At 71.2% G+C, this 24045-nt stretch carries 22 protein-coding genes and 1 riboswitch; of the genes, 15 read left to right on the top strand and 7 right to left on the bottom strand.

The window, feature by feature from the left end:
• Positions 1–189 precede the first annotated feature (189 nt).
• The 10 genes from ACFXGN_RS30485 to ACFXGN_RS30530 all read left to right on the top strand — a co-directional run bounded on the left by ACFXGN_RS30485 (position 190) and on the right by ACFXGN_RS30530 (position 10411).
• Entirely contained in the window at positions 190–798 is a 609-nt protein-coding gene (locus ACFXGN_RS30485; RefSeq protein ID WP_384865297.1) for a CDP-alcohol phosphatidyltransferase family protein, read from the top strand.
• 116 nt (positions 799–914) lie between these two features.
• Positions 915–3410, top strand: coding sequence for a sugar phosphate nucleotidyltransferase (locus ACFXGN_RS30490; RefSeq protein ID WP_384865299.1), 2496 nt, complete (start codon positions 915–917; stop codon positions 3408–3410).
• Between the two features lie 100 nt (positions 3411–3510).
• Positions 3511–4440, top strand: coding sequence for a DUF881 domain-containing protein (locus ACFXGN_RS30495; RefSeq protein WP_384865301.1), 930 nt, complete (start codon positions 3511–3513; stop codon positions 4438–4440).
• On the top strand, positions 4437–4769 hold the full coding sequence (locus ACFXGN_RS30500; RefSeq protein WP_351795270.1) for a small basic family protein: 333 nt from the start codon (positions 4437–4439) through the stop codon (positions 4767–4769). The genes ACFXGN_RS30495 and ACFXGN_RS30500 overlap by 4 nt, the downstream gene beginning before the upstream one ends.
• Positions 4770–4774: 5 nt before the next feature.
• Positions 4775–5686 carry a DUF881 domain-containing protein gene (locus ACFXGN_RS30505; RefSeq protein WP_384865303.1) on the top strand — a complete coding sequence of 304 codons (912 nt, stop codon included), beginning with the start codon at positions 4775–4777 and terminating at the stop codon, positions 5684–5686.
• 79 nt (positions 5687–5765) lie between these two features.
• Positions 5766–6707 (top strand): FHA domain-containing protein, encoded by a 942-nt coding sequence (locus ACFXGN_RS30510; protein WP_384865383.1) that lies wholly within the window; start codon positions 5766–5768, stop codon positions 6705–6707.
• A gap of 29 nt (positions 6708–6736) precedes the next feature.
• Positions 6737–7480: a MerR family transcriptional regulator gene (locus ACFXGN_RS30515; protein ID WP_384865305.1), complete on the top strand. Its 744-nt coding sequence runs from the start codon at positions 6737–6739 to the stop codon at positions 7478–7480.
• Positions 7481–7544: 64 nt separating this feature from the next.
• Positions 7545–8018 carry a bifunctional nuclease family protein gene (locus tag ACFXGN_RS30520; protein ID WP_017238433.1) on the top strand — a complete coding sequence of 158 codons (474 nt, stop codon included), beginning with the start codon at positions 7545–7547 and terminating at the stop codon, positions 8016–8018.
• 192 nt (positions 8019–8210) lie between these two features.
• Positions 8211–8834 (top strand): MerR family transcriptional regulator, encoded by a 624-nt coding sequence (locus tag ACFXGN_RS30525; protein WP_384865307.1) that lies wholly within the window; start codon positions 8211–8213, stop codon positions 8832–8834.
• Between the two features lie 158 nt (positions 8835–8992).
• The gene (locus ACFXGN_RS30530) at positions 8993–10411 is read left to right on the top strand and encodes a DNA polymerase IV (RefSeq protein WP_384865309.1); all 1419 of its coding nucleotides are present in this window, start codon (positions 8993–8995) and stop codon (positions 10409–10411) included.
• Between the two features lie 182 nt (positions 10412–10593).
• On the opposite strand, the gene ACFXGN_RS30535 is transcribed toward ACFXGN_RS30530, so the two are convergent.
• Positions 10594–10959, bottom strand: coding sequence for a PRC-barrel domain-containing protein (locus ACFXGN_RS30535; RefSeq protein WP_366445624.1), 366 nt, complete (start codon positions 10957–10959; stop codon positions 10594–10596).
• A 113-nt stretch (positions 10960–11072) separates the two neighbouring features.
• A riboswitch (glycine riboswitch) is annotated at positions 11073–11172 on the top strand.
• Between the two features lie 177 nt (positions 11173–11349).
• On the opposite strand from ACFXGN_RS30535, the gene gcvP reads away from it, so the two are divergent.
• The gene (gene gcvP / locus ACFXGN_RS30540; protein WP_384865311.1) at positions 11350–14235 is read left to right on the top strand and encodes an aminomethyl-transferring glycine dehydrogenase; all 2886 of its coding nucleotides are present in this window, start codon (positions 11350–11352) and stop codon (positions 14233–14235) included.
• 146 nt (positions 14236–14381) lie between these two features.
• Here the strand turns inward: gcvP and ACFXGN_RS30545 are convergent, their stop codons facing one another.
• Both ACFXGN_RS30545 and ACFXGN_RS30550 read right to left on the bottom strand, forming a co-directional pair.
• On the bottom strand, positions 14382–14588 hold the full coding sequence (locus ACFXGN_RS30545) for a DUF5999 family protein (RefSeq protein ID WP_384865313.1): 207 nt from the start codon (positions 14586–14588) through the stop codon (positions 14382–14384).
• A gap of 344 nt (positions 14589–14932) precedes the next feature.
• On the bottom strand, positions 14933–15523 hold the full coding sequence (locus tag ACFXGN_RS30550) for a hypothetical protein (protein ID WP_384865315.1): 591 nt from the start codon (positions 15521–15523) through the stop codon (positions 14933–14935).
• Between the two features lie 479 nt (positions 15524–16002).
• Between ACFXGN_RS30550 and ACFXGN_RS30555 the strand changes: the two genes are divergently transcribed.
• Positions 16003–17502, top strand: coding sequence for a glutamate--cysteine ligase (locus tag ACFXGN_RS30555; protein WP_384865316.1), 1500 nt, complete (start codon positions 16003–16005; stop codon positions 17500–17502).
• A 208-nt stretch (positions 17503–17710) separates the two neighbouring features.
• Positions 17711–18508 carry a CPBP family intramembrane glutamic endopeptidase gene (locus ACFXGN_RS30560; protein ID WP_384865318.1) on the top strand — a complete coding sequence of 266 codons (798 nt, stop codon included), beginning with the start codon at positions 17711–17713 and terminating at the stop codon, positions 18506–18508.
• Between the two features lie 116 nt (positions 18509–18624).
• On the opposite strand, the gene ACFXGN_RS30565 is transcribed toward ACFXGN_RS30560, so the two are convergent.
• Together ACFXGN_RS30565 and ACFXGN_RS30570 are read right to left on the bottom strand one after the other, a co-directional pair.
• On the bottom strand, positions 18625–19437 hold the full coding sequence (locus ACFXGN_RS30565; RefSeq protein ID WP_384865320.1) for a PhzF family phenazine biosynthesis protein: 813 nt from the start codon (positions 19435–19437) through the stop codon (positions 18625–18627).
• A 241-nt stretch (positions 19438–19678) separates the two neighbouring features.
• A complete protein-coding gene (locus tag ACFXGN_RS30570; protein WP_384865322.1) occupies positions 19679–21436 on the bottom strand; it encodes an alpha/beta fold hydrolase in 1758 nt (585 codons plus the stop codon).
• A gap of 324 nt (positions 21437–21760) precedes the next feature.
• Between ACFXGN_RS30570 and ACFXGN_RS30575 the strand changes: the two genes are divergently transcribed.
• Complete coding sequence (locus ACFXGN_RS30575; protein ID WP_384865324.1) at positions 21761–22396, top strand: PadR family transcriptional regulator; 636 nt, start codon at positions 21761–21763, stop codon at positions 22394–22396.
• Between the two features lie 98 nt (positions 22397–22494).
• On the opposite strand, the gene ACFXGN_RS30580 is transcribed toward ACFXGN_RS30575, so the two are convergent.
• Both ACFXGN_RS30580 and ACFXGN_RS30585 read right to left on the bottom strand, forming a co-directional pair.
• Positions 22495–22923 (bottom strand): SRPBCC family protein, encoded by a 429-nt coding sequence (locus ACFXGN_RS30580; RefSeq protein ID WP_384865326.1) that lies wholly within the window; start codon positions 22921–22923, stop codon positions 22495–22497.
• Positions 22924–22992: 69 nt separating this feature from the next.
• A complete protein-coding gene (locus tag ACFXGN_RS30585) occupies positions 22993–23217 on the bottom strand; it encodes a hypothetical protein (protein ID WP_384865328.1) in 225 nt (74 codons plus the stop codon).
• A gap of 197 nt (positions 23218–23414) precedes the next feature.
• Between ACFXGN_RS30585 and ACFXGN_RS30590 the strand changes: the two genes are divergently transcribed.
• A complete protein-coding gene (locus ACFXGN_RS30590; RefSeq protein ID WP_384865330.1) occupies positions 23415–24026 on the top strand; it encodes a Clp protease N-terminal domain-containing protein in 612 nt (203 codons plus the stop codon).
• The last annotated feature ends 19 nt before the right edge of the window (positions 24027–24045 follow it).

The raw sequence follows: 24045 nt of genomic DNA on the forward strand, positions 1-24045 counted from the left end.
TGCAGGGGGGACCCTGTGGGAGAGTAGGACACCGCCGAACAATTTTTAGCCTCAACCCCTGGACTCTGTCCGGGGGTTGAGGCATTTTTGCGTTCCGGGCGTGCCTGGTGCCCCCTGTGCGCGGGGGTGTCGTGGCTGCGGGTAAGGTCAGGGGGCATCGTCCGTACGTTCCCAGCAGGAGGCCCCCGGGTGGAGGTCCAGGAGACTCGCGTTCAGACCGACCGGGTCCTCACCATCCCCAACATTCTCAGCATGGCGCGCCTCGTCGGCGTACCGCTGTTTCTGTGGCTGATTCTCCGTCCGGAGTTCGGCGGTCCGAAGAGCGACGGCTGGGCACTGCTCGTGCTGGCGTTCAGCGGCGTCAGCGACTACCTCGACGGCAAACTCGCCCGGCGCTGGAATCAGATCAGCAGCCTCGGCCGGCTGCTCGACCCGGCCGCCGACCGGCTGTACATCCTGTCGACCCTCGTCGGGCTCACCTGGCGCGAGATCCTGCCGCTGTGGCTGACAGCCGCCCTCCTGGCGCGTGAGGTCATGCTGCTGGTCATGGTGGGAATCCTCCGCAAGCACGGCTACCCGCCGCCGCAGGTGAACTTCCTCGGAAAAGCTGCGACTTTCAACTTGATGTACGCCTTCCCGTTGCTGCTTCTCAGTGACGGAACGGGCTGGCTTTCGTCACTCGCTGAAGTTTTCGGGTGGGCCTTCGCCGGATGGGGTACAACTCTGTATTGGTGGGCAGGGATCCTCTACGTGGTCCAGGTCCGTCGACTCGTGAAGGCGGATACCGAGGCCGATTGAGCCCGTTCCTCCTGTGCCGAGCAGTGTCGCCGGCAACGACGAGGATGTCCGAGGGCTTCTGAGCGGACAGGTGAAGTCGGCAGGACCGTCGTCTCTTCAAGGAGGACGCTTCCGACATGAAGGCCGTCGTGATGGCCGGTGGCGAAGGAACCCGACTTCGCCCCATGACCTCGAGTATGCCCAAGCCTCTGCTGCCGGTGGTGAACCGGCCGATCATGGAGCACGTCCTACGACTGCTCAAGAGGCACGGTCTCAACGAGACCGTCGTCACCGTGCAGTTTCTCGCCTCCCTCGTCAGGAACTACTTCGGCGACGGCGAGGAGCTCGGCATGGAGCTCACGTATGCCAACGAGGAAAAGCCACTCGGTACAGCGGGAAGTGTGAAGAACGCCGAGGAGGCACTGAAGGACGACGCTTTTCTCGTCATTTCCGGGGACGCGCTCACCGATTTCGATCTCACCGATCTGATCGCCTTCCACAAGGAGAAGGGCGCCCTCGTCACGGTCTGTCTGACCAGGGTCCCGAATCCGCTGGAATTCGGGATCACGATCGTCGACGAAGAGGGAAGGGTCGAGCGGTTCCTGGAGAAGCCGACCTGGGGGCAGGTCTTCTCGGACACGGTCAACACGGGCATCTACGTGATGGAGCCCGAGGTCTTCGACTACGTCCAGGCGGACACCTCCGTCGACTGGTCGGGAGATGTCTTCCCCCAGTTGATGAAGGAAGGCAAGCCGATCTACGGCTATGTGGCCGAGGGCTACTGGGAGGACGTCGGCACCCATGAGAGTTATGTGAAGGCGCAGGCCGACGTCCTGGAGGGCAAGGTCCAGGTCGACATCGACGGCTTCGAGATCTCACCGGGCGTGTGGGTCGCGGAAGGCGCCGAGGTGCACCGTGACGCCGTGCTGCGCGGACCGCTCTACATCGGCGACTACGCCAAGGTCGAGGCGGACGCCGAGATCCGCGAGCACACGGTCATCGGCTCCAACGTCGTGGTCAAGAGCGGAGCCTTCCTGCACAAGGCCGTCGTCCACGACAACGTCTACATCGGTGAGCAGAGCAATCTGCGCGGCTGTGTCATCGGGAAGAACACCGATGTCATGCGGGCCGCCCGCATCGAGGACGGAGCCGTCATCGGGGACGAGTGCCTCATCGGCGAGGAGTCGATCGTCCAGGGCAACGTCCGGGTCTATCCCTTCAAGACGATCGAGGCGGGCGCCTTCGTCAACACCTCGGTCATCTGGGAGTCCCGGGGGCAGGCGCACCTCTTCGGGGCCCGGGGCGTGTCCGGCATCCTCAACGTGGAGATCACCCCCGAACTGGCGGTCCGGCTCGCGGGGGCGTACGCCACGACCCTGAAGAAGGGTTCGACCGTCACCACGGCCCGGGACCACTCCCGGGGTGCGCGGGCGCTGAAGCGGGCGGTGATCTCGGCGTTGCAGGCCAGCGCCATCGACGTACGGGATCTGGAGAACGTGCCGCTGCCGGTGGCGCGGCAGCAGACCGCGCGGGGGAGTGCCGGTGGCATCATGCTGCGGACCTCGCCCGGTGTGCCGGACTCCGTGGACATCATGTTCTTCGACGAGCGCGGGGCCGACCTCTCGCAGGGCGGGCAGCGCAAGCTGGACCGGGTGTTCGCGCGGCAGGAGTACCGGAGGGCGTTCCCCGGGGAGATCGGTGACCTGTCCTTCCCGGCCAGCGTGTTCGACTCGTACACCGGTTCCCTGCTGCGGAACGTGGACACCTCCGGGATCGCGGAAGCCGGGCTGAAGGTCGTCGTGGACGCGTCCAACGGCAGTGCCGGTCTCGTCCTGCCCAGTCTTCTCGGGCGGCTCCAGGTCGATTCGCTCACGATCAACCCCGGTCTCGACGAGTCGAGGCCCACCGAGTCGGCCGAGAGCCGGCGGGCGGGGCTCGTACGGCTGGGGGAGATCGTGGCGTCGGCGCGGGCCGCGTTCGGTGTCCGTTTCGACCCGGTGGGGGAGCGGCTCTCGCTGGTGGACGAGCGGGGGCGGATCATCGAGGACGACCGGGCGCTCCTGGTGATGCTGGACCTGGTGGCGGCCGAGCGGAGGTCGGGGCGGGTCGCGCTGCCCGTGACGACGACCCGGATCGCCGAGCAGGTGGCCGCCTACCACGGCACCCAGGTGGAGTGGACGACGACCTCGCCCGACGACCTCACCAGGGTCGGGCGCGAGGAGTCGACGATCTTCGGTGGTGACGGCCGGGGCGGTTTCATCGTGCCCGAGTTCAGCAGCGTCTTCGACGGTGCCGCCGCCTTCGTGCGGCTGATCGGGCTCGTGGCGCGGACCCAGCTCACGCTCAGCCAGATCGACGCCCGGATCCCCCGGGCGCACGTCCTCAAGAAGGACGTCCCGACGCCGTGGGCGGTGAAGGGGCTGGTGATGCGCCGGGTGGTGGAGGCCGCGGGCAGTCGTTCCGTCGACACCACGGACGGGGTGCGGGTGGTCGAGGCCGACGGCCGGTGGGTGATGGTGCTGCCGGACCCCGCAGAGGCCGTCACCCATCTGTGGGCGGAGGGGCCCGACGACGCCTCCGCCCAGGCGCTGCTCGACGAGTGGGCCGAGGTGGTCGACAGCGCAGGTCGCTGACCTGAGGACATGCTCGTGCGGGGAGGTGCCCCGGGGTGCCTCCCCGCACGAGCATGGGGCCATTCGGCGGTAGGCCGTACGACGTGCGACGATGTGCGGCATGTCGCAGCAGCCCCCCGTTCGGAGCACCGGATCACCGCCGTCGCGTCCGGACGCGTCGATGTCGCTGCTGAACAACGTGATCGACCACGCGCTGGACGACGGGTACGCCGAGGCGACCGCCCGGCGGGAGGCCGAGGGCGGTGGGCTGCCCCGTGGGCTGCGGGCCAAGCTCGGTGTCGCCGCGGGTCTGGTGCTGGCCGCCGCCGTGGTGACCGTGGGCGCGGCCGAGGCGCGGATCTCCGCGCCGGTCGTCGCCAAGGAACGGCAGGACCTGATCGACCGGATCGAGGCGGAGACGACCGCGGCCGACGGCCTCGAACAGGACGTCGAGCGCATCCGGGACGAGGTCGGGGAGCGGCAGCGGCAGGCGTTGCAGCAGCACGGCGGCGACCAGGGCGGTGTGGTGGCGCTGCTCTCGGGTGGGACGCCGGTGCACGGTCCCGGGGTGAAGCTCGTCGTCGACGACGCCAAGGGCACCGACTCCGGTGGTGGGGGGCCGCGCGAGAGCAGTGGCTTCGCCGACACGGGCCGGGTGCGCGACCGGGACATGCAGCGGATCGTCAACGGGCTGTGGGAGTCGGGCGCCGAGGCGGTCGCGATCAACGGGCAGCGGCTGACCTCGCTGTCCGCGATCCGGGCCGCCGGTGACGCCGTGCTCGTGGACAACAAGCCGCTGGTGCCGCCGTACACCGTCCTCGCCGTGGGCGACGGGCGGAAGCTGAGCACCACGTTCCAGGACAGTGCGGACGGTCAGTACCTGCACGTGCTGGTGGAGAACTTCGGGATCAGGAGCAGCATCTCGGCCGAGGGCGATGTACGCCTGCCGGCCGCGCCGAGCCTGACGGTACGTACCGCAGAGCCGAGGGGGAGCGGGGCGGCGACGCCGTCCGGCCGGGCCACGGCCGACACAGGGAAGGGCACATCGTGATCGCCGTACTTGGCCTGATCGTCGGAGTCGTGGTCGGGCTGTTGGTCCGTCCCGAGGTTCCGGCGGTGGTCGAGCCCTATCTTCCGATCGCCGTGGTCGCCGCCCTGGACGCGGTCTTCGGCGGTCTGCGGGCCATGCTCGACGGGATCTTTGTCGACAAGGTCTTCGTGGTCTCGTTCCTGTCCAACGTGGTCGTGGCCGCGCTGATCGTCTTCCTCGGCGACAAGCTGGGCGTGGGCTCGCAGCTGTCGACCGGTGTGGTGGTCGTGCTCGGCATCCGTATCTTCTCCAACGCGGCTGCCATCCGGCGCCATGTCTTCCGGGCGTGAGGCCGATGAGCGACGGATTCCAGAAGCCGCGGCAGCCCGAGGGTCCCGGAGGGCGTGAGGGTGCGGTCGGGCCGCAGGGACCGGTGAGGCCCGGGGACAGTACTGGGCCGGGGGAGCCGGAGGAGGTCCGGGAGTCCGTCTACGGCGGGACCGCGGACCATGACGTCCGGGTGGCCGTGCCGCCGCCGGTGGACGAGCCGAGCGGGCGGCGGAGGCTGGCCTCCGCGCTGTGGCCGCCACGGGTGACGCGGGCTCAGCTCATCGTCGCGCTGCTGCTGTTCGGTCTCGGTCTGGGGCTCGCCATCCAGGTGTCCTCGACGAGCGAGAACAGCGCGTTGCGCGGGGCGCGCCAGGAGGACCTGGTCCGTATCCTCGATGAACTCGACGACCGCACCCAGCGTCTCGAGGACGAGAAGGCGCGGCTGGAGAAGCAGCGCTCCGAGCTGGAGTCCAGTTCGGACCAGGCGGAGGAGGCGCGGAAGCAGACCCAGGAGAAGGAGCGGCAGCTCGGCATCCTGGCCGGTACGGTGGCCGCCGAGGGGCCCGGCATCACGCTGACGATCGGTGATCCCAGTGGTGCCGTGGAGTCGGACATGCTGCTCGACGCGATCCAGGAGCTGCGGGCGGCGGGCGCTGAGGCGATCCAGGTGGATGGTGTCCGGGTCGTCGCGGACAGTTATTTCACCGGTAGCGGTGATGACATGCGGATCGATGGAACGAAGGTGGCCGCTCCGTACGTCTTCAAGGTCATCGGCAAGCCGGAGGATCTCGAGCCCGCGCTCAACATTCCCGGCGGTGTCGTGCAGACCCTGGAGAAGGAGCAGGCCACGGCCACGGTGGAGCGGTCGGCGAAGATCGTCGTCGATGCCTTGCGACCCGCGAAGCGGCCTGACTACGCTCAGCCGTCCTCGCAGTGAGGGGGGCGACGGGGGTCCCGCGACAAGCGCACGGCGTTGCGGGGGGTCGGCGCACCACAACCGTGGTGCGTGGTGGAAACTGTCCGGAGGATACGGACGTTGTGAAGGTGTCCGGGTCGGCAGGTGTGAGGGATCTCGGTTCGTCCTGCCCCACGGGCGGGTCTGTTTCGGTCAAGGGGAATCGCCCGTGAAGTTGTTTGCGAAGTTGTTCGGCAAGAGCGCGCGTGAGGACGGCGGCAGCGCCAGGCACCGTGCGTCGCGCCATGCCCAGAGCGAGGAGCAGGGCGGCGACCGTCCGCTCTTCCGCGACCAGATCGACGGCCAGGGTGGTGGCATTCCGGGCAATCCGGGCGCGTCTTCTGTTGACCCGGCCGGGGCCGCCCGCATAGGTTTCGGAGAACCGTCAACCTCAGGTGCGGGTGGAGGGTTCACCTCGGATCCGTACGCGACACAGACCTCGGCGGGTCAGCCGCGGCAGGAGGGTGCGTCCATGCCGGTGTGCACGAGGTGCGGTCACCGCAACACGGCCGACAGTCGCTTCTGCTCGCAGTGCGGTACGCCGCTGCGGGGCGGTGCGGTCGCCGAGCGCGCTTCGGAGACGACGTCGACGATCTCGATCTCGGGTCTCGAGGCCTACGAGGCGGAGATCACCGGCCAGACGCAGCTGCCCTCGCTCTCCCCGGAGGCGCTGGCCGCCGTGGAGGCGCTGCCTTCCGGTTCCGCCCTCCTCGTGGTGCGCAGGGGTCCCAACTCCGGCAGCCGGTTCCTGCTCGACGGCGAGCTGACCACGGCGGGCCGTCACCCGCAGAGCGACATCTTCCTGGACGACTTCACGGTCTCCCGGAGGCACGTCGAGTTCCGGCGGGGTCACGACGGCGGTTTCACCGTCTCCGACGTCGGCAGCCTCAACGGCACGTACGTCAATCGCGAGCCGATCGACTCGGCCGTCCTGTCCAACGGCGACGAGGTGCAGATCGGCAAGTACCGGCTGGTCTTCTACTCGAACCGGCGGGGCGTGTAACGCCTCGGAGAAGCCTTCAGGGAAGGTCCATGCTGCGAACACCGACGGGCGGTGCCGGGTCCGGCACCGCCTCCGCGGGCGACAGGCTGGTCAGCATCGGCACGGTGCTGAACCAGCTGCGCGACGAATTTCCCGAAGTGACCATCTCCAAGATCCGGTTCCTGGAGGCCGAGGGGCTCGTGGAGCCCCGCCGGACGGCCTCCGGGTACCGGAAGTTCAGCCCGCAGGACGTGGAGCGGCTCGCCCTGATCCTGCGGATGCAGCGGGACCACTACCTTCCGCTGAAGGTCATCCGTGAGCACCTCGACGCCCTCGCCCGGGGCGAGCGGGTCGAGCTGCCCGCCCCCGGGCGCCGGAAGGACCTCGTCGAGGGGGCCTGGGAGCCGGGGACGGAACCGCCCACCGTCGGCCGACTGGGCCGGGCCGAGCTCCTGGCCGCCGCCGAGGCGACCGAGACGGAACTCGTCGAGTGGGAGTCGTACGGCCTGGTCTCCGAGACGGCGGGCGGCGGGTACGACGCCGAGACCGTCACGGTCGCCCGGCTCGTCGCGGATCTGGGGCGCTTCGGTCTCGAACCCCGGCACCTGCGGTCCGTGAAGGCGGCTGCCGACCGGGAGGCCGGACTCATCGAACAGGTCGTCGCGCCACTGCGCCGGCACCGCAACCCGCAGACCAGAGCCCATGCGGAGGCCACCGCGCGGGAGCTCGCCGCGCAGTCGGTACGGCTGCACGCGGCCCTCGTCCAGACCGCCCTGGGCGTCCGGCTCCAGTAGCCCGGGGCGGGCGGAGCGGGGGCCCGACTATCCAAACCGGGCGGGCACGTCCTAGGGTTGCTGTGTGAACGAGCTCGACGTTGTGGGTGTCCGGGTGGAAATGCCCTCCAACCAGCCGATCGTGCTCCTGCGTGAAGTGGGAGGCGATCGGTACCTCCCCATCTGGATCGGACCGGGGGAGGCGACCGCGATCGCCTTCGCCCAGCAGGGGATGGCGCCACCGCGGCCGCTGACGCACGACCTTTTCAAGGACGTGCTGGAGGCCGTGGGACAGGAACTCACCGAGGTGCGCATCACCGACCTGCGCGACGGTGTCTTCTACGCGGAGCTGGTCTTCGCCAGCGGAGTCGAGGTGAGCGCGCGCCCCTCCGACGCGATAGCCCTCGCCCTGAGGACCGGCACGCCGATCTTCGGCAGCGACGGTGTCTTGGACGACGCGGGCATCGCGATTCCGGACGAGCAGGAGGACGAGGTGGAGAAGTTCCGCGAGTTCCTCGACCAGATCTCACCGGAGGATTTCGGGACCAACAGTCAGTGAGCCACGGCGCCGTCACCACGGGCCGTTCGCGGGGCGCGGACAGGACATTCGAGTAGCCTTTCCCCGAAGAGAGACACGGGAAACCACTCTCAGGGTGATTATCACTCGGCGTGCCGAGTGTGGCGATCGTTGACGCACCCCGAGTGACTGCCTACCTTCGTGTGGGCAGGTCAAGGACGGAGGGTCGGCGTGATGAGCAGCGCGGACGGTACGGCAGGGAGCTCGCCCGGACGCGTGTCCGGGGGGAGCGGTCCGTATCCGCTTCACAGCAGTGCGGGCGACTTCGGTGCGGAGACCGACACGGGGCAGGGCCAGACGGGCGAGGCGGTCGGCTACCGGGGGCCGACGGCCTGCGCGGCGGCCGGGATCACCTACCGGCAGCTGGACTACTGGGCGCGCACCGGGCTCGTGGAGCCGAGCGTGCGGCCCGCGTACGGTTCGGGGACCCAGCGGCTCTACAGCTTCCGTGACGTCGTCGTACTGAAGATCGTCAAGCGTTTCCTCGACACCGGGGTCGCCCTCCAGAACATCCGGGCCACGGTGCAGCACCTGCGCGCGCGGGGCTTCCGGGACCTGGAGCGGATGACGCTCATGAGTGACGGCGCCACGGTGTACGAGTGCTCCTCGCCGGACGAGGTGGTCTCCCTGCTCCAGGGCGGGCAGGGCGTCTTCGGCATCGCCGTCGGTGTGGTGTGGCAGGACGTCGAGGCCGCCCTCTCGCAGCTGCACGGGGAGCGGGTCGACACGGGGGAGACCCTGGTGGGGCACAACCCGGCGGACGAGCTGGCGCGGCGCAGACGGGACAGGGCGGTCTGAGCCCCTCAGGGGGCCTGACGGCCCGCTGAGGGCCTGCCGCCGGGCCGCTGGGGTTTCCCCCTTCCCCCGGCCCGCCCCCGGCGCTGTGGCCCCGGCCCTCCGGCGGGCGGCGCCGTGCCGGAGCCGCGTTGTCAGTGGCGTAGGGCAGCATCGGACGTGTGAGAGCCGCGCCGACGATCCTGCATCTCGACATGGATGCGTTCTTCGCCGCCGCCGAGCAGGCGGCGAAGCCCAGCCTGCGCGGAAAACCCGTGGTCGTGGGCGGGCTCGGGCCCCGGGGAGTGGTCGCCACCGCCTCCTACGAGGCCCGCCGCTTCGGCGTCCATTCGGCGATGCCGATGGGCCAGGCCCGGCGGCTCGCGCCGAACGCCGCCTACCTCGTGCCGCGCTTCGCCTTCTACCGGTCGATCAGCGAGCAGGTCATGGAACTGCTCGGACGGCTCTCGCCGCTCGTCGAGCCGCTCAGCCTGGACGAAGCCTTCGTCGACCTGGAGGTGGGGGGCGTCGCCGACGACAGCGCGAGCGCGCGGGCAGCCGGGGAGAAGCTGCGGAGCGACATCCTGGCGACGACCGGACTGGCCGGGTCCGTGGGGCTCGCCGGTTCCAAGATGATCGCGAAGATCGCCTCGGAGGAGGCCAAGCCCGACGGGCTCGTGCTGATCGAGCCCGGCACCGAGCGGGAGCTGCTCGGGCCGCGTTCGGTACGGATCCTGCCCGGAGTCGGACCGGCGACCGGGGAGCACCTCAGACGGGCCGGGATGAGCACCGTGGCCGATCTCGTGGAGGCGGGCGAGGACGAGCTCGTACGGCTCCTCGGGCGGGCGCACGGGACCTCGCTGCACCGGATGGCCCGGGGGCACGACGACCGGGCCGTGGTGGCCGAGCGGGACGCCAAGTCGGTGTCCGTGGAGGACACCTTCGACGTCGACCTGCACGACCGGGTCCGCATCCGGGTCGAGGCGGAGCGGCTCGCGGAGCGGTGCGTGGGGCGGCTGCGGGCCTCGGGGCACTCGGGGCGGACCATCGTCCTCAAGGTCCGGCGGTACGACTTCTCCACCCTGACCCGGTCCGAGACGCTCCGGGGGCCCACCGACGACCCGGGGGTGGTGCGCGAGGCGGTGGGACGGCTCCTCGACGCGGTGGACACGACCGGGGGCGTACGGCTCCTCGGGGTCGGGGTCAGCGGGCTCGCGGACTTCACACAGGAGGACCTGTTCGCCCAGGCCGAGGCGAGGGCGGAGGCGGAGGCGGAGACCGGGGCGGTGTCCGGGGAGGACGGGGGCGTCGGGGGAGGCGAGCAGGGCGGGCCGGGCGCTTCGGAAGCCGGAGCGGGAGCGGTCGGTGGGGACGCCGCCGAGGAGGCTTCCGGGAGCGTGGAGCGGCACTGGGCGCCGGGGCACGACGTACGGCACACGGTGTACGGGCCCGGGTGGGTCCAGGGGAGCGGGGTCGGCCGGGTCACGGTGCGGTTCGAGGAGCCGGGTTCGGTGCCTGGCCGGGTCCGTACGTTCGCGGTGGACGATCCGGACCTGGTGCCGGGGGAGCCGTTGCCGCTGGTGGGACGGGGGCCGGAGTGAAAGTGAAGGGGGGCGGCTTGAGGGGCGTGGGGCTCTCTCGGGGCTTTCGGAGGCCTTGAGGGGCGGCCCTGTGGGCGGACCGCCGGGGTCGAGCGGGGTGGGCCCGGCGTAGCCGGTGGGGCGGGGGGAGCGCCCGGACCGGTGGTCCGGGCGCCCTGGTCACTCGTACCGTCAGTGGGGTGTCACGGGCCGTCCCGGCCCGCCAGGCGCCCGAAGTCGGTGTCCGGGGGCGGCGGAGGGAGCGTCATGCTGTAGTGGCGGTAGAGCTGGAGCTCCTGTTCAGGGGAGAGGTGGCGGCCCACCCCGAAGTCGGGGGCGTCCTTGATGAGGGCGCGCTCGTAGGGGATGCGGAGGCCCTCCCCGGTCAGCTCGCTCGGCTCCAGCGGGACAAAGGCGTCCCTGCTGAACAGGCCGGTGCGGACCGCGGCCCATTCCGGGACGCCGGTCGCGTCGTCCAGGTACACCTCGTCCACGGTTCCGATCTTGTGTCCGTTCCGGTCGAACGCCTTGCGGCCGATCAGGCTGCGCGGATCGATATCGGTCTGCACGGTCCCTCCAACTGGTCGCAACTGCTCTACACCCCTACGAAAGTGCACATCTGGGATGTCGGCCACTTGAGCGATGGGAGCCGCAACGGCGCTGGTAGGCTGGCCGTGGCTGTCGACCCCGTGCGGGAGAGTCCCCCGGAGAAACCTTCCGGTGGGCGCCGAAGGAGCAAATCCTCCCCGGAATCTCTCAGGCACCCGTACCGCGCGGACGAGGTCACTCTGGAAAGCAGAGCGGTGCCTGACGGCACACGCTCTCACCGACGGTGAAAGCCGGGGTGCCGCGAGGCGCGCCGGTGAAACTCTCAGGTTGACATGACAGAGGGGGAGGCCGTCCGGGTACCCGCGCCGCGGTGCCCCTCGCAGGTCGTGACGACCAGGAGGCCTCCGTACATGACCGCCAATCGCACTCCGCTCTCCGAGCTCGAACAGGGCATCCCGTTCGAGCAGCGGCACATCGGCCCCGATGCCGAGGCGCGTGCCAAGATGCTCGCCCAGGTCGGATACGGCTCGCTCGACGAGCTGACGGCCGCCGCGGTGCCGGACGTCATCAAGAACACCGAGGCGCTGAGCCTGCCCGGCGCGCGCACGGAAGCCGAGGTCCTCGCCGAGCTGCGCGACCTCGCCGACCGCAACCAGGTCCTCGCGCCGATGATCGGCCTCGGCTACTACGGCACCTTCACCCCGCCGGTGATCCTCCGCAACGTCATGGAGAACCCGGCCTGGTACACCGCGTACACGCCGTACCAGCCGGAGATCTCCCAGGGCCGCCTGGAGGCCCTGCTGAACTTCCAGACCGTCGTCGCCGACCTGACGGGCCTGCCCACCTCCGGCGCCTCCCTCCTCGACGAGAGCACCGCCGCCGCCGAGGCGATGTCCCTGTCCCGGCGCGTCGGCAAGGTCAAGAACGGCGTCTTCCTCGTCGACGCCGACGCCCTGCCCCAGACCGTCGCCGTCATCCGGACCCGCGCCGAGCCCACCGGCGTCGAGGTCGTCGTCGCCGACCTGAGCGACGGCATCCCCGCCGAGATCGCCGAGCGCGGTGTCTTCGGCGTGCTGCTCCAGTACCCGGGCGCCTCCGGTGCCGTCCGCGACATCAAGTCCGTCGTCGACCAGGCCCACGAGCTCGGCGCGATCGTCACCGTCGCCGCCGACCTGCTCGCGCTCACCCTGCTCACCTCGCCGGGCGAGCTCGGCGCCGACATCGCCGTCGGCACCACCCAGCGCTTCGGCGTCCCGATGGGCTTCGGCGGCCCGCACGCCGGTTACATGGCCGTCCAGGACAAGCACGCCCGCTCCCTGCCCGGCCGTCTGGTCGGCGTCTCCGTCGACGCCGACGGCAACCGCGCCTACCGCCTCGCCCTGCAGACCCGCGAGCAGCACATCCGGCGCGAGAAGGCCACCAGCAACATCTGCACCGCCCAGGTGCTCCTCGCCGTCATGGCGGGCATGTACGCCGTCTACCACGGCCCCGAGGGCCTCCGGGGCATCGCGCGCCGCACCCACCGGTACGCCGCGATCCTCGCCGCGGGCCTCACCGCCGGTGGCGTGGAGCTCACCCAGGGCGCCTTCTTCGACACCCTCACCGCCCGGGTGCCCGGCCGGGCCGACGAGGTCGTGGCCGCCGCCCGCGAGGCCGGGGTCAACCTCCACCGCGCCGACGCCGACCACGTCTCCATGTCCTGCGACGAGACCACCGGGCGCGCCCAGCTCGCCGCCGTGTGGGGCGCGTTCGGCGTGACCGCCGACATCGAGGTCCTGGACGCCGCGACCGAGGACGCGCTGCCCGCCGGACTGCTGCGCTCCGACGACTACCTGACCCACCCGGTGTTCCGCACGCACCGCTCCGAGACCTCGATGCTGCGCTACCTGCGCAGGCTCGCGGACCGCGACTACGCGCTGGACCGGGGCATGATCCCGCTCGGCTCCTGCACGATGAAGCTGAACGCGACGACCGAGATGGAGGCGGTGACCTGGCCCGAGTTCGGCCAGATGCACCCCTTCGCCCCGGTCGAGCAGGCGCAGGGCTACCTCACGCTCATCACCGAGCTGGAGGAGCGCCTCGCCGAGGTCACCGGCTACGACAAGGTGTCGATCCAGCCGAACGCCGGTTCCCAGGGCGAGCTGGCCGGTCTGCTGGCCGTCCGCGCCTACCACCGCGCCAACGGCGACGAGCAGCGCACCGTCTGCCTCATCCCGTCCTCCGCGCACGGCACCAACGCCGCCTCCGCCGTGATGGCCGGCATGAAGGTCGTCGTGGTGAAGACCGCCGACGACGGCGAGGTCGACGTCGAGGACCTGCGCGCCAAGATCACCCAGTACCGCGACGAGCTGTCCGTGCTGATGATCACCTACCCGTCGACGCACGGCGTCTTCGAGGAGCACGTCGCCGACATCTGCGCCGAGGTGCACGACGCCGGTGGCCAGGTGTACGTGGACGGCGCCAACCTCAACGCGCTCGTCGGGCTCGCCAAGCCGGGTCACTTCGGCGGCGACGTCTCGCACCTGAACCTGCACAAGACCTTCTGCATCCCGCACGGCGGCGGCGGCCCCGGCGTCGGCCCGGTCGGCGTCCGCGCCCACCTCGCCCCGTACCTGCCGAACCACCCGCTCCAGCCCACCGCGGGCCCGGAGACCGGCGTCGGCCCGATCTCGGCGGCCCCGTGGGGCTCCGCGGGCATCCTGCCGATCTCCTGGTCGTACGTGCGCCTGATGGGCGGCGAGGGCCTCAAGCGCGCCACCCAGGTCGCGGTGCTCGCGGCGAACTACGTCGCCAAGCGCCTGGAGCCGCACTTCCCGGTGCTCTACACCGGCCCCGCCGGTCTGGTCGCCCACGAGTGCATCGTGGACCTGCGCCCGCTGTCCAAGGCGACGGGCGTCACGGTCGACGACATCGCCAAGCGCCTCATCGACTACGGCTTCCACGCCCCGACGATGTCGTTCCCGGTGGCCGGCACGCTGATGATCGAGCCGACCGAGTCCGAGGACCTCGTCGAGATCGACCGCTTCTGCGACACCATGATCGCCATCCGGGCCGAGATCGAGAAGGTCGGCTCGGGCCAGTGGCCCGCCGAGGACAACCCGCTGCGCAACGCTCCGCACACCGCCGCGGCGCTGGGCGGCGAGTGGAACCACGCCTACACCCGTGACGAGGCCGTCTTCCCGGCCGGTGTCTCGGCCGCCGACAAGTACTGGCCGCCGGTGCGCCGCATCGACGGAGCGTTCGGCGACCGCAACCTGGTCTGCTCCTGCCCGCCGCTGGACGAGTACGACCACTGAGCAGGACGGCGGCCGTGACCACGGCCGCCGGGCAGGACACGAGGGCCGGTCCGGAGAACTCTCCGGGCCGGCCCCGGCCTTTCCCACCCGTTCCCCCACGACCGGGCGCCCTTCGCGCTCCTCCCGTACGGCGGGAGTCCGCGGGCTCAGGCGGCGGTCGTCACCCGGACCGTCGTCAGCGGCCGGTGCGGGGCGACGATCCGGCCGTCCGGCAGCAGCTCACCGGTGTCCTCGAAGAGCAGGATGCCGTTGCACAGCAGGCTCCACCCCTGCTCCGGGTGGTGTGCCGTCAGACGGGCCGCCTCGCGGTCGGCGGACTCGGCGGTGGGACAGGCAGGGTGGTGCTGGCACATGGGTGAGCTCTCTCGCTGTGTCGTGGTGGATGTCCTGCGGCTCGTGGCGCTCATGGCCGCCCCCGTCGGTCGGTTCGGTTCCGGTCCCAGTCTTGCCCCACGGACGGACTTCCGCAGGCATTTCGCGGCAGCTCGTCCTCTCCCGTGAAGACGCGTCACCCGCAGGGGCGGTTCAGCTCAACTGCACCATCTCTTCGGGTGGTTCGGGGTGGTCCCAGTGGGCTAGTCCGTCCGGGAAAGGCGTTCGGCGGGAGCGTGCGGGAGTGTTCGGACGGGAGATCCGGACACCAGTGCGCCCCGTGACCCGGGTGGGTCACGGGGCGCACTGGCGCGCGGGTACGGGATCAGGCGGGCGTGGGGGAACCCCGCAGCGGCGGCGGCGCGAGACGGGTGTTCAGGACCGGCAGGAGGTCGGCGACCTGGTAGGCGTGGTGGGCCGCGATCCCCGGCGGGGCGGGGGCCAGCGGCACCATCAGGTCGGCGGCGGCGGGGGTGGTCGCGGTGCCGTGCGTCTCGGGCCCGGCGTGCAGCCACAGGGTCAGCATGTAGAGCTGCGGCACCGAGAGCAGCCGCGGCCGGTAGGTGACGGGCAGCGCCTCCGCCTGGAGCAGGGCCTGCTCCGTGGCGGTCACGTACGGCCCCTCGAAGAAGTGGGAGAACGTCCAGCCGTCGGGGGTGAGCATGGTGTCGGCGGCTGCGATGGCCCGGTCGCCGTGCCGGATGAGGAAGCGCCATCCGGCGAGCCGGGTGCGCGGCGGCCCGCCGGGGGCCCCGGCCGCTCCGAGGACGTGCACGGGCAGGGGGTGTTCGGGGCTCAGCGGTCCCTGCGCGTCCCGCAGCGCGGGGGTGCGTGGCTCGCGGACGGCGGTCGGCGAGCCGAGGGCCGCGAGGACACTGCGCAGGGCCGGCGCGGGGGCCGGGGAGGGTCGGAGCATGATGGGTCGCCTCTCACTCAGGAGACACGGTGACGCGTGGGCAGGTACGACGGCGCTGTCGGCGGCGGGGCCAGAGAGGGGCCATGGGGTCATGACCGGGCGCCAACACTCTGCCTCGTCCACGGAGTTTATACGACACGTGTTCACACAGTGTTTCCGCTAGACGTCGCGGGTATTCCTGGCAAGGCGTCATCTGGCCGTAGAAAAAGGGCAGGAGAAGCGGAATCCTACGCTGCCGCCCACGTCGGACCCGGTATTCCTCGCAGAGGTGGACGGCTGAATTCCGATCCCCGGTTCCAGGACAATAGGACAGTGGTACGTACCGGCTGCCCTTGCCCGGCGAATGTGCCCGTGAGCGCCGCATCCAGCCTATCCTCCGACGTCTCGTCGGCGCAGGCGTTGTCGATCAGTCGGCTGGGCATCATGGTCCGAGACGTGCGGCCGCCGTCGCGGCCGACCATTCGGGGAGGGACGCTTCGATGGGCGAGAAGGTCGTGGCCGACGGGTTCGGTCCGTCCGACCGGCAGGACTACCGGAGAAAGCTCCGGCGGTGCCTCGCGGGACTGGCGAGGCTCCTCGCGGAGAAGAGGTTCGACCGGCCGCGCAATCTCATGGGAGTGGAGATCGAACTCAATCTCGCAGGACCGGACGGACTGCCCCGGATGCTGAACGGTCCTGTTCTGGAAAAGATCGCCAGTTCCGATTTCCAAACAGAACTCGGCATGTTCAACCTCGAAGTGAACATAGCGCCCCACCAGCTCGGCGGGCGGGTATTCGACCGGCTCGCCGAGGAGATCGGAACCGGAATCGGATATGCCGACCGCAAAGCGGCGGAACTCGACGCGGGCGTCGTCATGATCGGCATCCTGCCCACGCTCACCCAGGACGACCTGGTCCCGGGCAACCTGTCCGCCGCCGACCGCTACACGCTCCTCAACGACCAGATCCTCGCCGCCAGGGGAGAGGACTTCACCCTCGACATCCACGGCGTCGAACGGCTGCTCTGCACCTCGGAGTCGATCGTCCCCGAGGCCGCCTGTACATCGGTGCAACTGCACCTCCAGGTGACACCCGCCCGGTTCGCCTCCGTCTGGAACGCGGCGCAGGCCGTCTCCGGCATCCAGATCGCGCTGGGCGCCAACGCGCCCTTCGTCTTCGGCCGCGAGGTGTGGCGGGAGTCCAGGCCGCCGCTCTTCCAGCAGGCGACCGACACCCGGCCGCCGGAGCTCCAGGCACAGGGCGTCCGGCCGCGCACCTGGTTCGGGGAGCGGTGGGTGGACTCGGTGTACGACCTCTTCGAGGAGAACCTGCGCTACTTCCCCGCGCTGCTGCCGCTGTGCGACGAGGAGGACCCGCTGCTCCTCCTCGACCGGGGCGAGGTGCCGCGGCTCCATGAACTCGTCCTGCACAACGGCACGGTCTACCGCTGGAACAGGCCCGTGTACGGCTGGGTCGACGGCGTCCCGCACCTGCGGGTGGAGAACCGGGTGCTGCCCGCCGGGCCGACCGTCACCGACGTCATCGCCAACGCCGCCTTCTACTACGGGCTCGTGCGGTCCCTGGCGGACGATCCCCGGCCGGTCTGGAAGCGGCTGGCCTTCGAGGACGCGGAGGCCAACTTCGACACGGCCTGCCGCCACGGCATCGAGGCCGAGGTGCGCTGGCCCCGCGCGGGCCGCGCCGGTGGCGTCACCACCCTCCCGGCGGTCCGGCTGGTCCTCGACGAACTGCTGCCGCTCGCCTCGGCAGGGCTGGACGCCTGGCACATCGAGCCCGCCGACCGGGACTTCTATCTCGGAGTGATCGAACAGCGCTGTCTGCGCCGGGTGAACGGCGCCTCCTGGCAGGCCGACACCTTCCATCTCGCGCTGGACTCGGGCCTCGACCGGGCGGCGGCCCTCGCGGCCACCACCCGCAGGTACCGGACGCTCATGCACGAGGGGGAGCCGGTGCACACCTGGCCGCCGGGGATCGACTGAGGGCGGGCGGCCGGGACCGGCGGCGGTGGTGGGGCGGCGGTCCCGGGCACGTACGGAAGGGGATGTCCACGGAGAGGGTCCCGGACCCGCACGGGGGCGCGTTCCCGTGCGGGCAGGGCGACCGTCGGCCGTGACGGCCGGTCATGGCAGAGTGGTCGCCGGTCGCCGCAGCGGCGTCCGTCCATGACCGGAAGTGGGGACAGGCGTGGTGTCCGAGCAACGAGTGAGCGACGCCGTCCTGCCTCCCGACGGGCTGTCGCACCGGGTGCTGCGCTCCGAGACGCTCCTCGTCCTCGCGCTCTCCCTCGGGGCGAGCGGGGTCTCCTCGCTGATCAGCTTCATCGGCTCGCTCACCAGGACCGGGGCGCTGAAGGAGCAGGCGGCGACGCTGAACGGCTCGTACGCGCCCGGCCGCCCGTGGCTCGACCTGTCCTGGCAGCTCTTCGGCATCTCCACGGCTCTCGTGCCGGTCCTGCTCGTCGCCCATCTGCTGACGCGGGAGGGCGCCGGGCTGCGGGCGATCGGCTTCGACCTGACCCGGCCCCGGTCCGACCTCGGGCGCGGGACGCTGCTCGCCGCGGGCATCGGGAGCGCCGGTCTGGCCTTCTACCTGGCGGCGCGGGCGGGCGGCTTCAACCTGACCGTGGTGCCCGAGTCGCTGCCGGACGTCTGGTGGAAGTACCCGGTCCTGATCCTCTCGGCGGTGCAGAACTCCGTCCTGGAGGAGGTCATCGTCGTCGGCTATCTGCTGCGCAGGCTGGGGCAGTTGGGGTGGACCCCGATGGCCGCCCTGGTGGCGAGCTCGGTGCTCCGAGGCTCGTACCACCTGTACCAGGGGATCGGCGGCTTCATCGGGAACGTGGTGATGGGCGTGGTCTTCGTCCTGCTGTACCGGCGCTGGGGCCGGGTCGGGCCGCTGGTCGTGGCGCACGCGCTGCTCGACATCGTGGCCTTCGTGGGATACGGGCTGCTCGCGGGCAAGGTCGGCTGGCTGCCGACGCTGTGAGGCGGTCGAGCCGGAAGGGGCGTACGGGATCTCCGTACGCCCCTTCCGGGTGCTCGGGGCCCGGTGGTTCCGGTGGGCTCGCGCGGGTCCGGGTCCGGGTCCGGACCCGGCGGAGGTCAGGCGCGCAGGTCGCCCTCGATGACGGTGACCGCGTGGCCGTTGAGCAGGGTCCGGTCGCCGCGCAGCCGGGTGCGGACGAGTCCGGTGCGGGCGCCGCCCTGGAGTCCGACGAGGTCGTCGCGGCCGAGACGGGCCGACCAGTGGGGGGCGAGCGCGGTGTGGGCGCTGCCGGTCACCGGGTCCTCGTCGATGCCGACGGCGGGGAAGAAGCCCCGGGAGGCGAAGTCGTACCCCCGGGCGGGGTCCTGTGCGGCGGCGGTCACCACGATCCCGCGCGGGGAGAAGCCCCGGAGGGCCCCGAAGTCCGGTGCGAGGGCGCGCACGGTGGGCTCGTCGCGCAGTTCGACCAGGAGGTCCCCGACGTGTGCGGCGGTGTCGTGGACCGCGAGGACCTCGGCGCCCAGCGCCTCCGCCAGGCCCTCGGGGGTGGGCACGGGGGTGAGGGAGGAGGTGGGGAAGTCCATGGTGATCGTGCCGTCGGGCTCGGCGGTGGCGCCGAGGACGCCGCAGCGGGCCGCGAAGCGGACGGTGCCGGTCGCCGTGCCGGTGGAGTGCAGGACGTGGGCGGTCGCCAGGGTGGCGTGGCCGCACATGTCGACCTCGGTGGTCGGGGTGAACCAGCGCAGGGCCCAGTCGGCCTCGCCGTGGCCGTCGGGCAGCGGGTGGGCGAAGGCCGTCTCGGAGAGGTTGACCTCGGCCGCGACCCGCTGGAGCCAGTCGTCCTCGGGGAAGGAGTCGAGGAGCAGGACTCCGGCCGGGTTGCCGGAGAAGGGCCGGTCGGTGAAGGCGTCGACGATTCGGATGCGCATGGGCCGACGGTACCGGGGCGGATTTCGGGGGGCCAAGGCCAATCGGGGAGAAGTGGATCGCTACCGTCCCGCTCGCGCCGGGAGGCTTCCCGTGCCGAGAGGCTTTTCCGTACCGGCTGTTCCGCTCGCGCCGGGTGGCTTCCTCGCGCCGGGCGGCTTCCTCGGACCGGGCGGCTTTCTCGTTCCGGTGCGGGAGTGCCCGCCCCGGCGCGGTGGCGCGGGGCGGGCGGGTGCGCGGTGGTCAGCCGAGGGGCAGGTCGAGGTGGGCCTCGGTGCCGGTGGTGGAGCCCACGCTCAGGGTGGCGAGGTCGGGGTTGTCGTCGGAGTAGAGCTTGTCCTTGGCGTTGACCACGAGCAGGACCTTGTGGTCGGCGGCGAGGTCGTAGGAGGCGGCCTGGAGGTTCCAGGACACGTCGACGGGCCTGCCCGCCTCGGCGCCGGTGAGGGTGTGGGGCTCGTGCGTGATGATGCGGGCGGTGCCGTCGGGGGCGAGGTCGAAGAGGTAGGCCACCAGCGTCGCGGACCCGGCGGCGGGGGTGAGGGTCAGATGGACGCGCGGAATGCCCCGGACCCGGCGGGCTCCGGCGGGGGAGGTCCAGGTGGCGAGGTAGCGGCGGTCGAACTTCCCGGTGGCGTAGGTCTTCGGGTTGCCCTTCCACTCCTGCTGGCCGGTGGTCAGCAGGTCGTCCACGGCCGTCGCCTCGGTGAGCTGGCCCGTCGTGAACGACGACTTCCATCCGGCGGCCGGGGAGGTGCCGAGCGTCCCGTCCTGGCCGCCGCCGTTCGCGCCGCCCAGGTACAGCCTCTCGGTGCTCGTGGTCACCTCGCCCCAGCCCTCGTGGCTCTCGCGGACGGTGGGCTCGAACATCACCTGGCTCTTGACCTGCGGCCAGGAGGGCACCTCGTCGCCGAGGCCGAGGACGTGGTGGTCGAGCCAGGCGAGGGCCTCGTCGACGGGGACGTTCGGGCCGGGGACCGTCAGGCCCGTGCCCTCGGGAGCGGCGTGGTCGCCGATCCACAGGTTCAGGTGCTTGGGGACGGTCAGCTCCTCGAACGTGGCCAGGGCGCCGTTGACCGGGAACAGCGTCTCGTGCCAGGTGTTCGAGTAGAACGTCGGGATGCCCCGGGCGTTGGTCTGGTCCAGGTACGAGCGGGGTGAGCGCTCCGTGGTCCAGGCCCGTACCTCGTCCAGGTTCGTACCGTCGCGGAAGTCCTGGAGCAGCTGCCGGGTGGCCTGGTCGAACTTGCGCTCCTCCGGTCCGCCGGTGAACTTCACCAGCGCTTCGACGGCGGCCAGGTGCCGGGTGTCGTTGCCGAGCAGCGCCTCGGTCAGGTCGCCCCAGGTGCTCAGCGCCACCACCGCGTCGACCCGGCCCGCCGGGTCGTGGGCGGCGACGAGCTGGCTGATGCCCGATCCGTAGGACTCGCCGAGGAACGCGATCCTGCTGGGGTCGAAGTGCTGCTGGGCGTAGTCGATCACGGTGGAGCCGTCGGCCCAGTCGGAGGGCCCGGCCACGTCCACGGTGCCGCCGGAGGTGGCCGGGGCGTCGATGTACCCGCCGCCGGGGATCGGGAAGGTCTTGCCGATGCCGCGCGGGGTGTAGGCGAGCACGTGGTAGCCGCGCAGCGCGAGGCGCAGGTAGAGGTACTCGAACAGGACCCAGCCGAACGGGGTCCAGCCGGCGGGCACGATGACGACCGGGCGCGGCTCGTCGCCGTTGAGCTTGATGGTGTGCGCGGAGAGCCTGACCCCGTCGTCCGCGGTGATCCTCGGGAGGCCGATGCTCGCGGTCTGCTTGACCCGGGTGACGAGTTCCTGGAGCTCGGCGGTCAGCACCTGCGGCTCTGCGGAGCCCGACAGTGTGGCGAGCAGCGCCTCGCCCACGGCGGAGGCGTCGGCCGAGACCTCCGTGCCGGAGGCCCAGAGTCCGGAACTCCGCACCTGCGCCAGCTGGTCGGCGGTGACCGGGGTGATGCCGTCGTCCTCGGGAGTGCTCATCTGCGACTGCCTTTCGCGGGTCGGTGGAGGGTTCGCGCTTCATGATCACCGCGCCTTCCGTCGCGCACCGACGGCGTACGAGACGTTCACCGGAAAGGCTGACTTCGCCCTGGAGTGCTTGACAGGGAGTCGAAGTGGCAGGTGCCGACTCCCTTGAGGGGTGAGGGGCGGAGTCGTCCCGTATTCGCGCCGCAGGGCAGGGGGTCGGCGGCGACGGGCCCGAACCGTGTTGAGTCGTTCGCTTGCTCGTCGAACAGTTCCGATATATCGTTGAGATATCGCCGATGGTTCGGTGACATGGATCCTCAAGAAAGGGGCGCTGTCATGCGTTCACAAGGACACGAGTGTGGAAACGGGCACGGACACGGTGCCGGTCGCGGGGGCTTCGGTGGCGGGCCGCGCGGCGACTTCGAAGGGCGGCGGGCCGCGTTCGGGCCCTTCGGGCCCGGGTTCGGCGGAGGCCCCTTCGGGGGCGGCTTCGGCGGCGGGCGCGGTCGCGGAGGCGGCGGCGGCCGGGGGCGGGCGCGGCGCGGTGACGTGCGCGCCTCGATCCTGGCGCTCCTGAAGGACCGCCCGATGCACGGCTACGAGATGATCAGGGAGATCGGCGAGCGCAGCGACGGGGCGTGGAAGCCCAGTCCCGGTTCCGTCTACCCGACCCTCCAGATGCTGGAGGACGAGGGGCTGATCGTCAGCGAGAGCGAGGGCGGCAAGAAGCTGTTCACGCTCACCGACTCCGGGCGCGCCGAGGCCGAGGAAGGCCCCGAGGCGCCGTGGGAGGAGGCCGGTCGTGGTGTCGACTGGGAGGCCGTGAACGAGATCCGGCAGGCCGGTTTCGGTCTGATGGAGGCCTTCGGGCAGGTCTGGAAGACCGGCAGCCCCGAGCAGCGGCAGAAGGCGGTCGGCGTGATCAACGAAGCCCGCAAGAAGCTCTACCTGATCCTCGCCGACGAGCACTGAGCGGTGCCCGCCCCGGCCGGGACCGATGACGTCGAAGGGCCCCGTGGCATCCCGCCACGGGGCCCTTCTTCGCGTCGCTGTCCGGTGCCGTGCCCCGCTCAGGTCACCAGGCCCGACAGCTTCCGCAGCGACTCGGTCAGGGCGGCCGTCGCCGAGTCCCGCAGCTTGCCCGCCATCAGCGAGACCGCGGCCCCCGTGAACTGCCCGTCGATCCGCAGGAGGGTCGCCCCGCCGTCCGCCGCGAGCGAGTAGCGGGTGGTGACGAGCACCCCCATCGGGCCCTTGCCCTTGATGGTGAACGCCCGTTCCGCCTCCAGTTCCTCGACCGTCCAGAGCACCTCGGCGGGGAAGCCCATCAGCTTCATGTTCTCGGTGAAGGTGGCGCCGGTCTCCAGGGCCGTCGGGCCGCCGTCCGGGAAACTGGTGTGGGTGGCGTTCCACTCGCCGTACGAGGGGAAGTCCAGGAGCCGCGCCCAGACCTTTCCGGCCGGTGCCTCGATCCGTGTCTCCGCGCTGACTTCGGCCATGGGACCACCCCTTCACGCGTGCCAACTGGGTTCCGGTGTCGCGGAACGTAGCGGCACGACCGTGAACATTCAATGCTGATGAACTGTCAGTTCTGCGGCGGCCGGACCGGACCCGTGGCCGATCCACCGGAGTTCGGCGTCGTCGAAGCTGTCGGAGGCGCGCGGCGCCCCGTCCTCCTCGTGGCGGTGGAACGCCGCCCAGAACAGATCGCCCGGCAGCGCCTCCCTGGGCGCGTACACCCGATAGACGTACTGCCGCCCGTCGAGCGCGAGCAGACCCACCATCCAGAACATGAACCGAGGACGCCCGGAGACGGTTCCCCGGTTGCGGCAGGGGCGCGTGGCAAGGCGGCGCGCGCCCCTCGGGGGCAACGCGCGCGATCTCATCCATAAGGAGGAGGAACCGTGCACGCGTGCCCAACTCCGGTGGGATGCGGACATGCTTCTCTCCGGCGATGCCCCGACCGCCCCCCACCTGATGAGGTGGGAGGGTGCACCGTCCCGCCCCGTTCTCCCCGCCGCCCGGACAGCCCGCCGCCCCGCGCGCGGAGCTCGCGCCCTTCCTGACGCCGTCCCTGGCCACGGTCGTGTCGGGCGCGCGCCGCAGAGCGCTGCGGGACGGCGACCGGCAGATCGACACCGCGCACCTCCTCCACTCGCTCGTCGAGTCCGACCCCGAGGTCGGCGCCGCGCTCGGCGGCGGGGGGAAGGTCGCCCGCGTCCTCGGCTACCTCGTCCAGCGCTCCATCGGATACGGGCTGCGCTGGCAGCGCTCCGTGGAGGGCTCCGCCGCCGGACGCCTGCTGCCCGCCGTGCGCGGGTCCGGAGCCCGGGGCTCCCGGCCCGCCTCCGGCTGGTCGCCCGCCGCCTCCGCCGTCCTGACGGAAGCCTTCCACCGGGCCGCCGTACGGGGTGACGCGCAGGCACGCGGGACCGATGTGCTCGCCGGGATCGCGGCCGATCCCGAGTGCCGGGCCGTCGAGGTGCTGCGCCGGGCGGGGATCGACACGGCGGCCCTGAACGCCCGGCTCGCCGCCGGACCGACCGCCCCGGAGGAGGCCGCGCTTCCGCCGGGGGAGGGGGAGCCGTCTCAACAGGTGTGACGGGGGTTACGCGCCTGAC

Origin of the sequence: Streptomyces sp. NPDC059247 (genome assembly GCF_042754005.1) — a bacterium.
Lineage (GTDB): Bacteria > Actinomycetota > Actinomycetes > Streptomycetales > Streptomycetaceae > Streptomyces.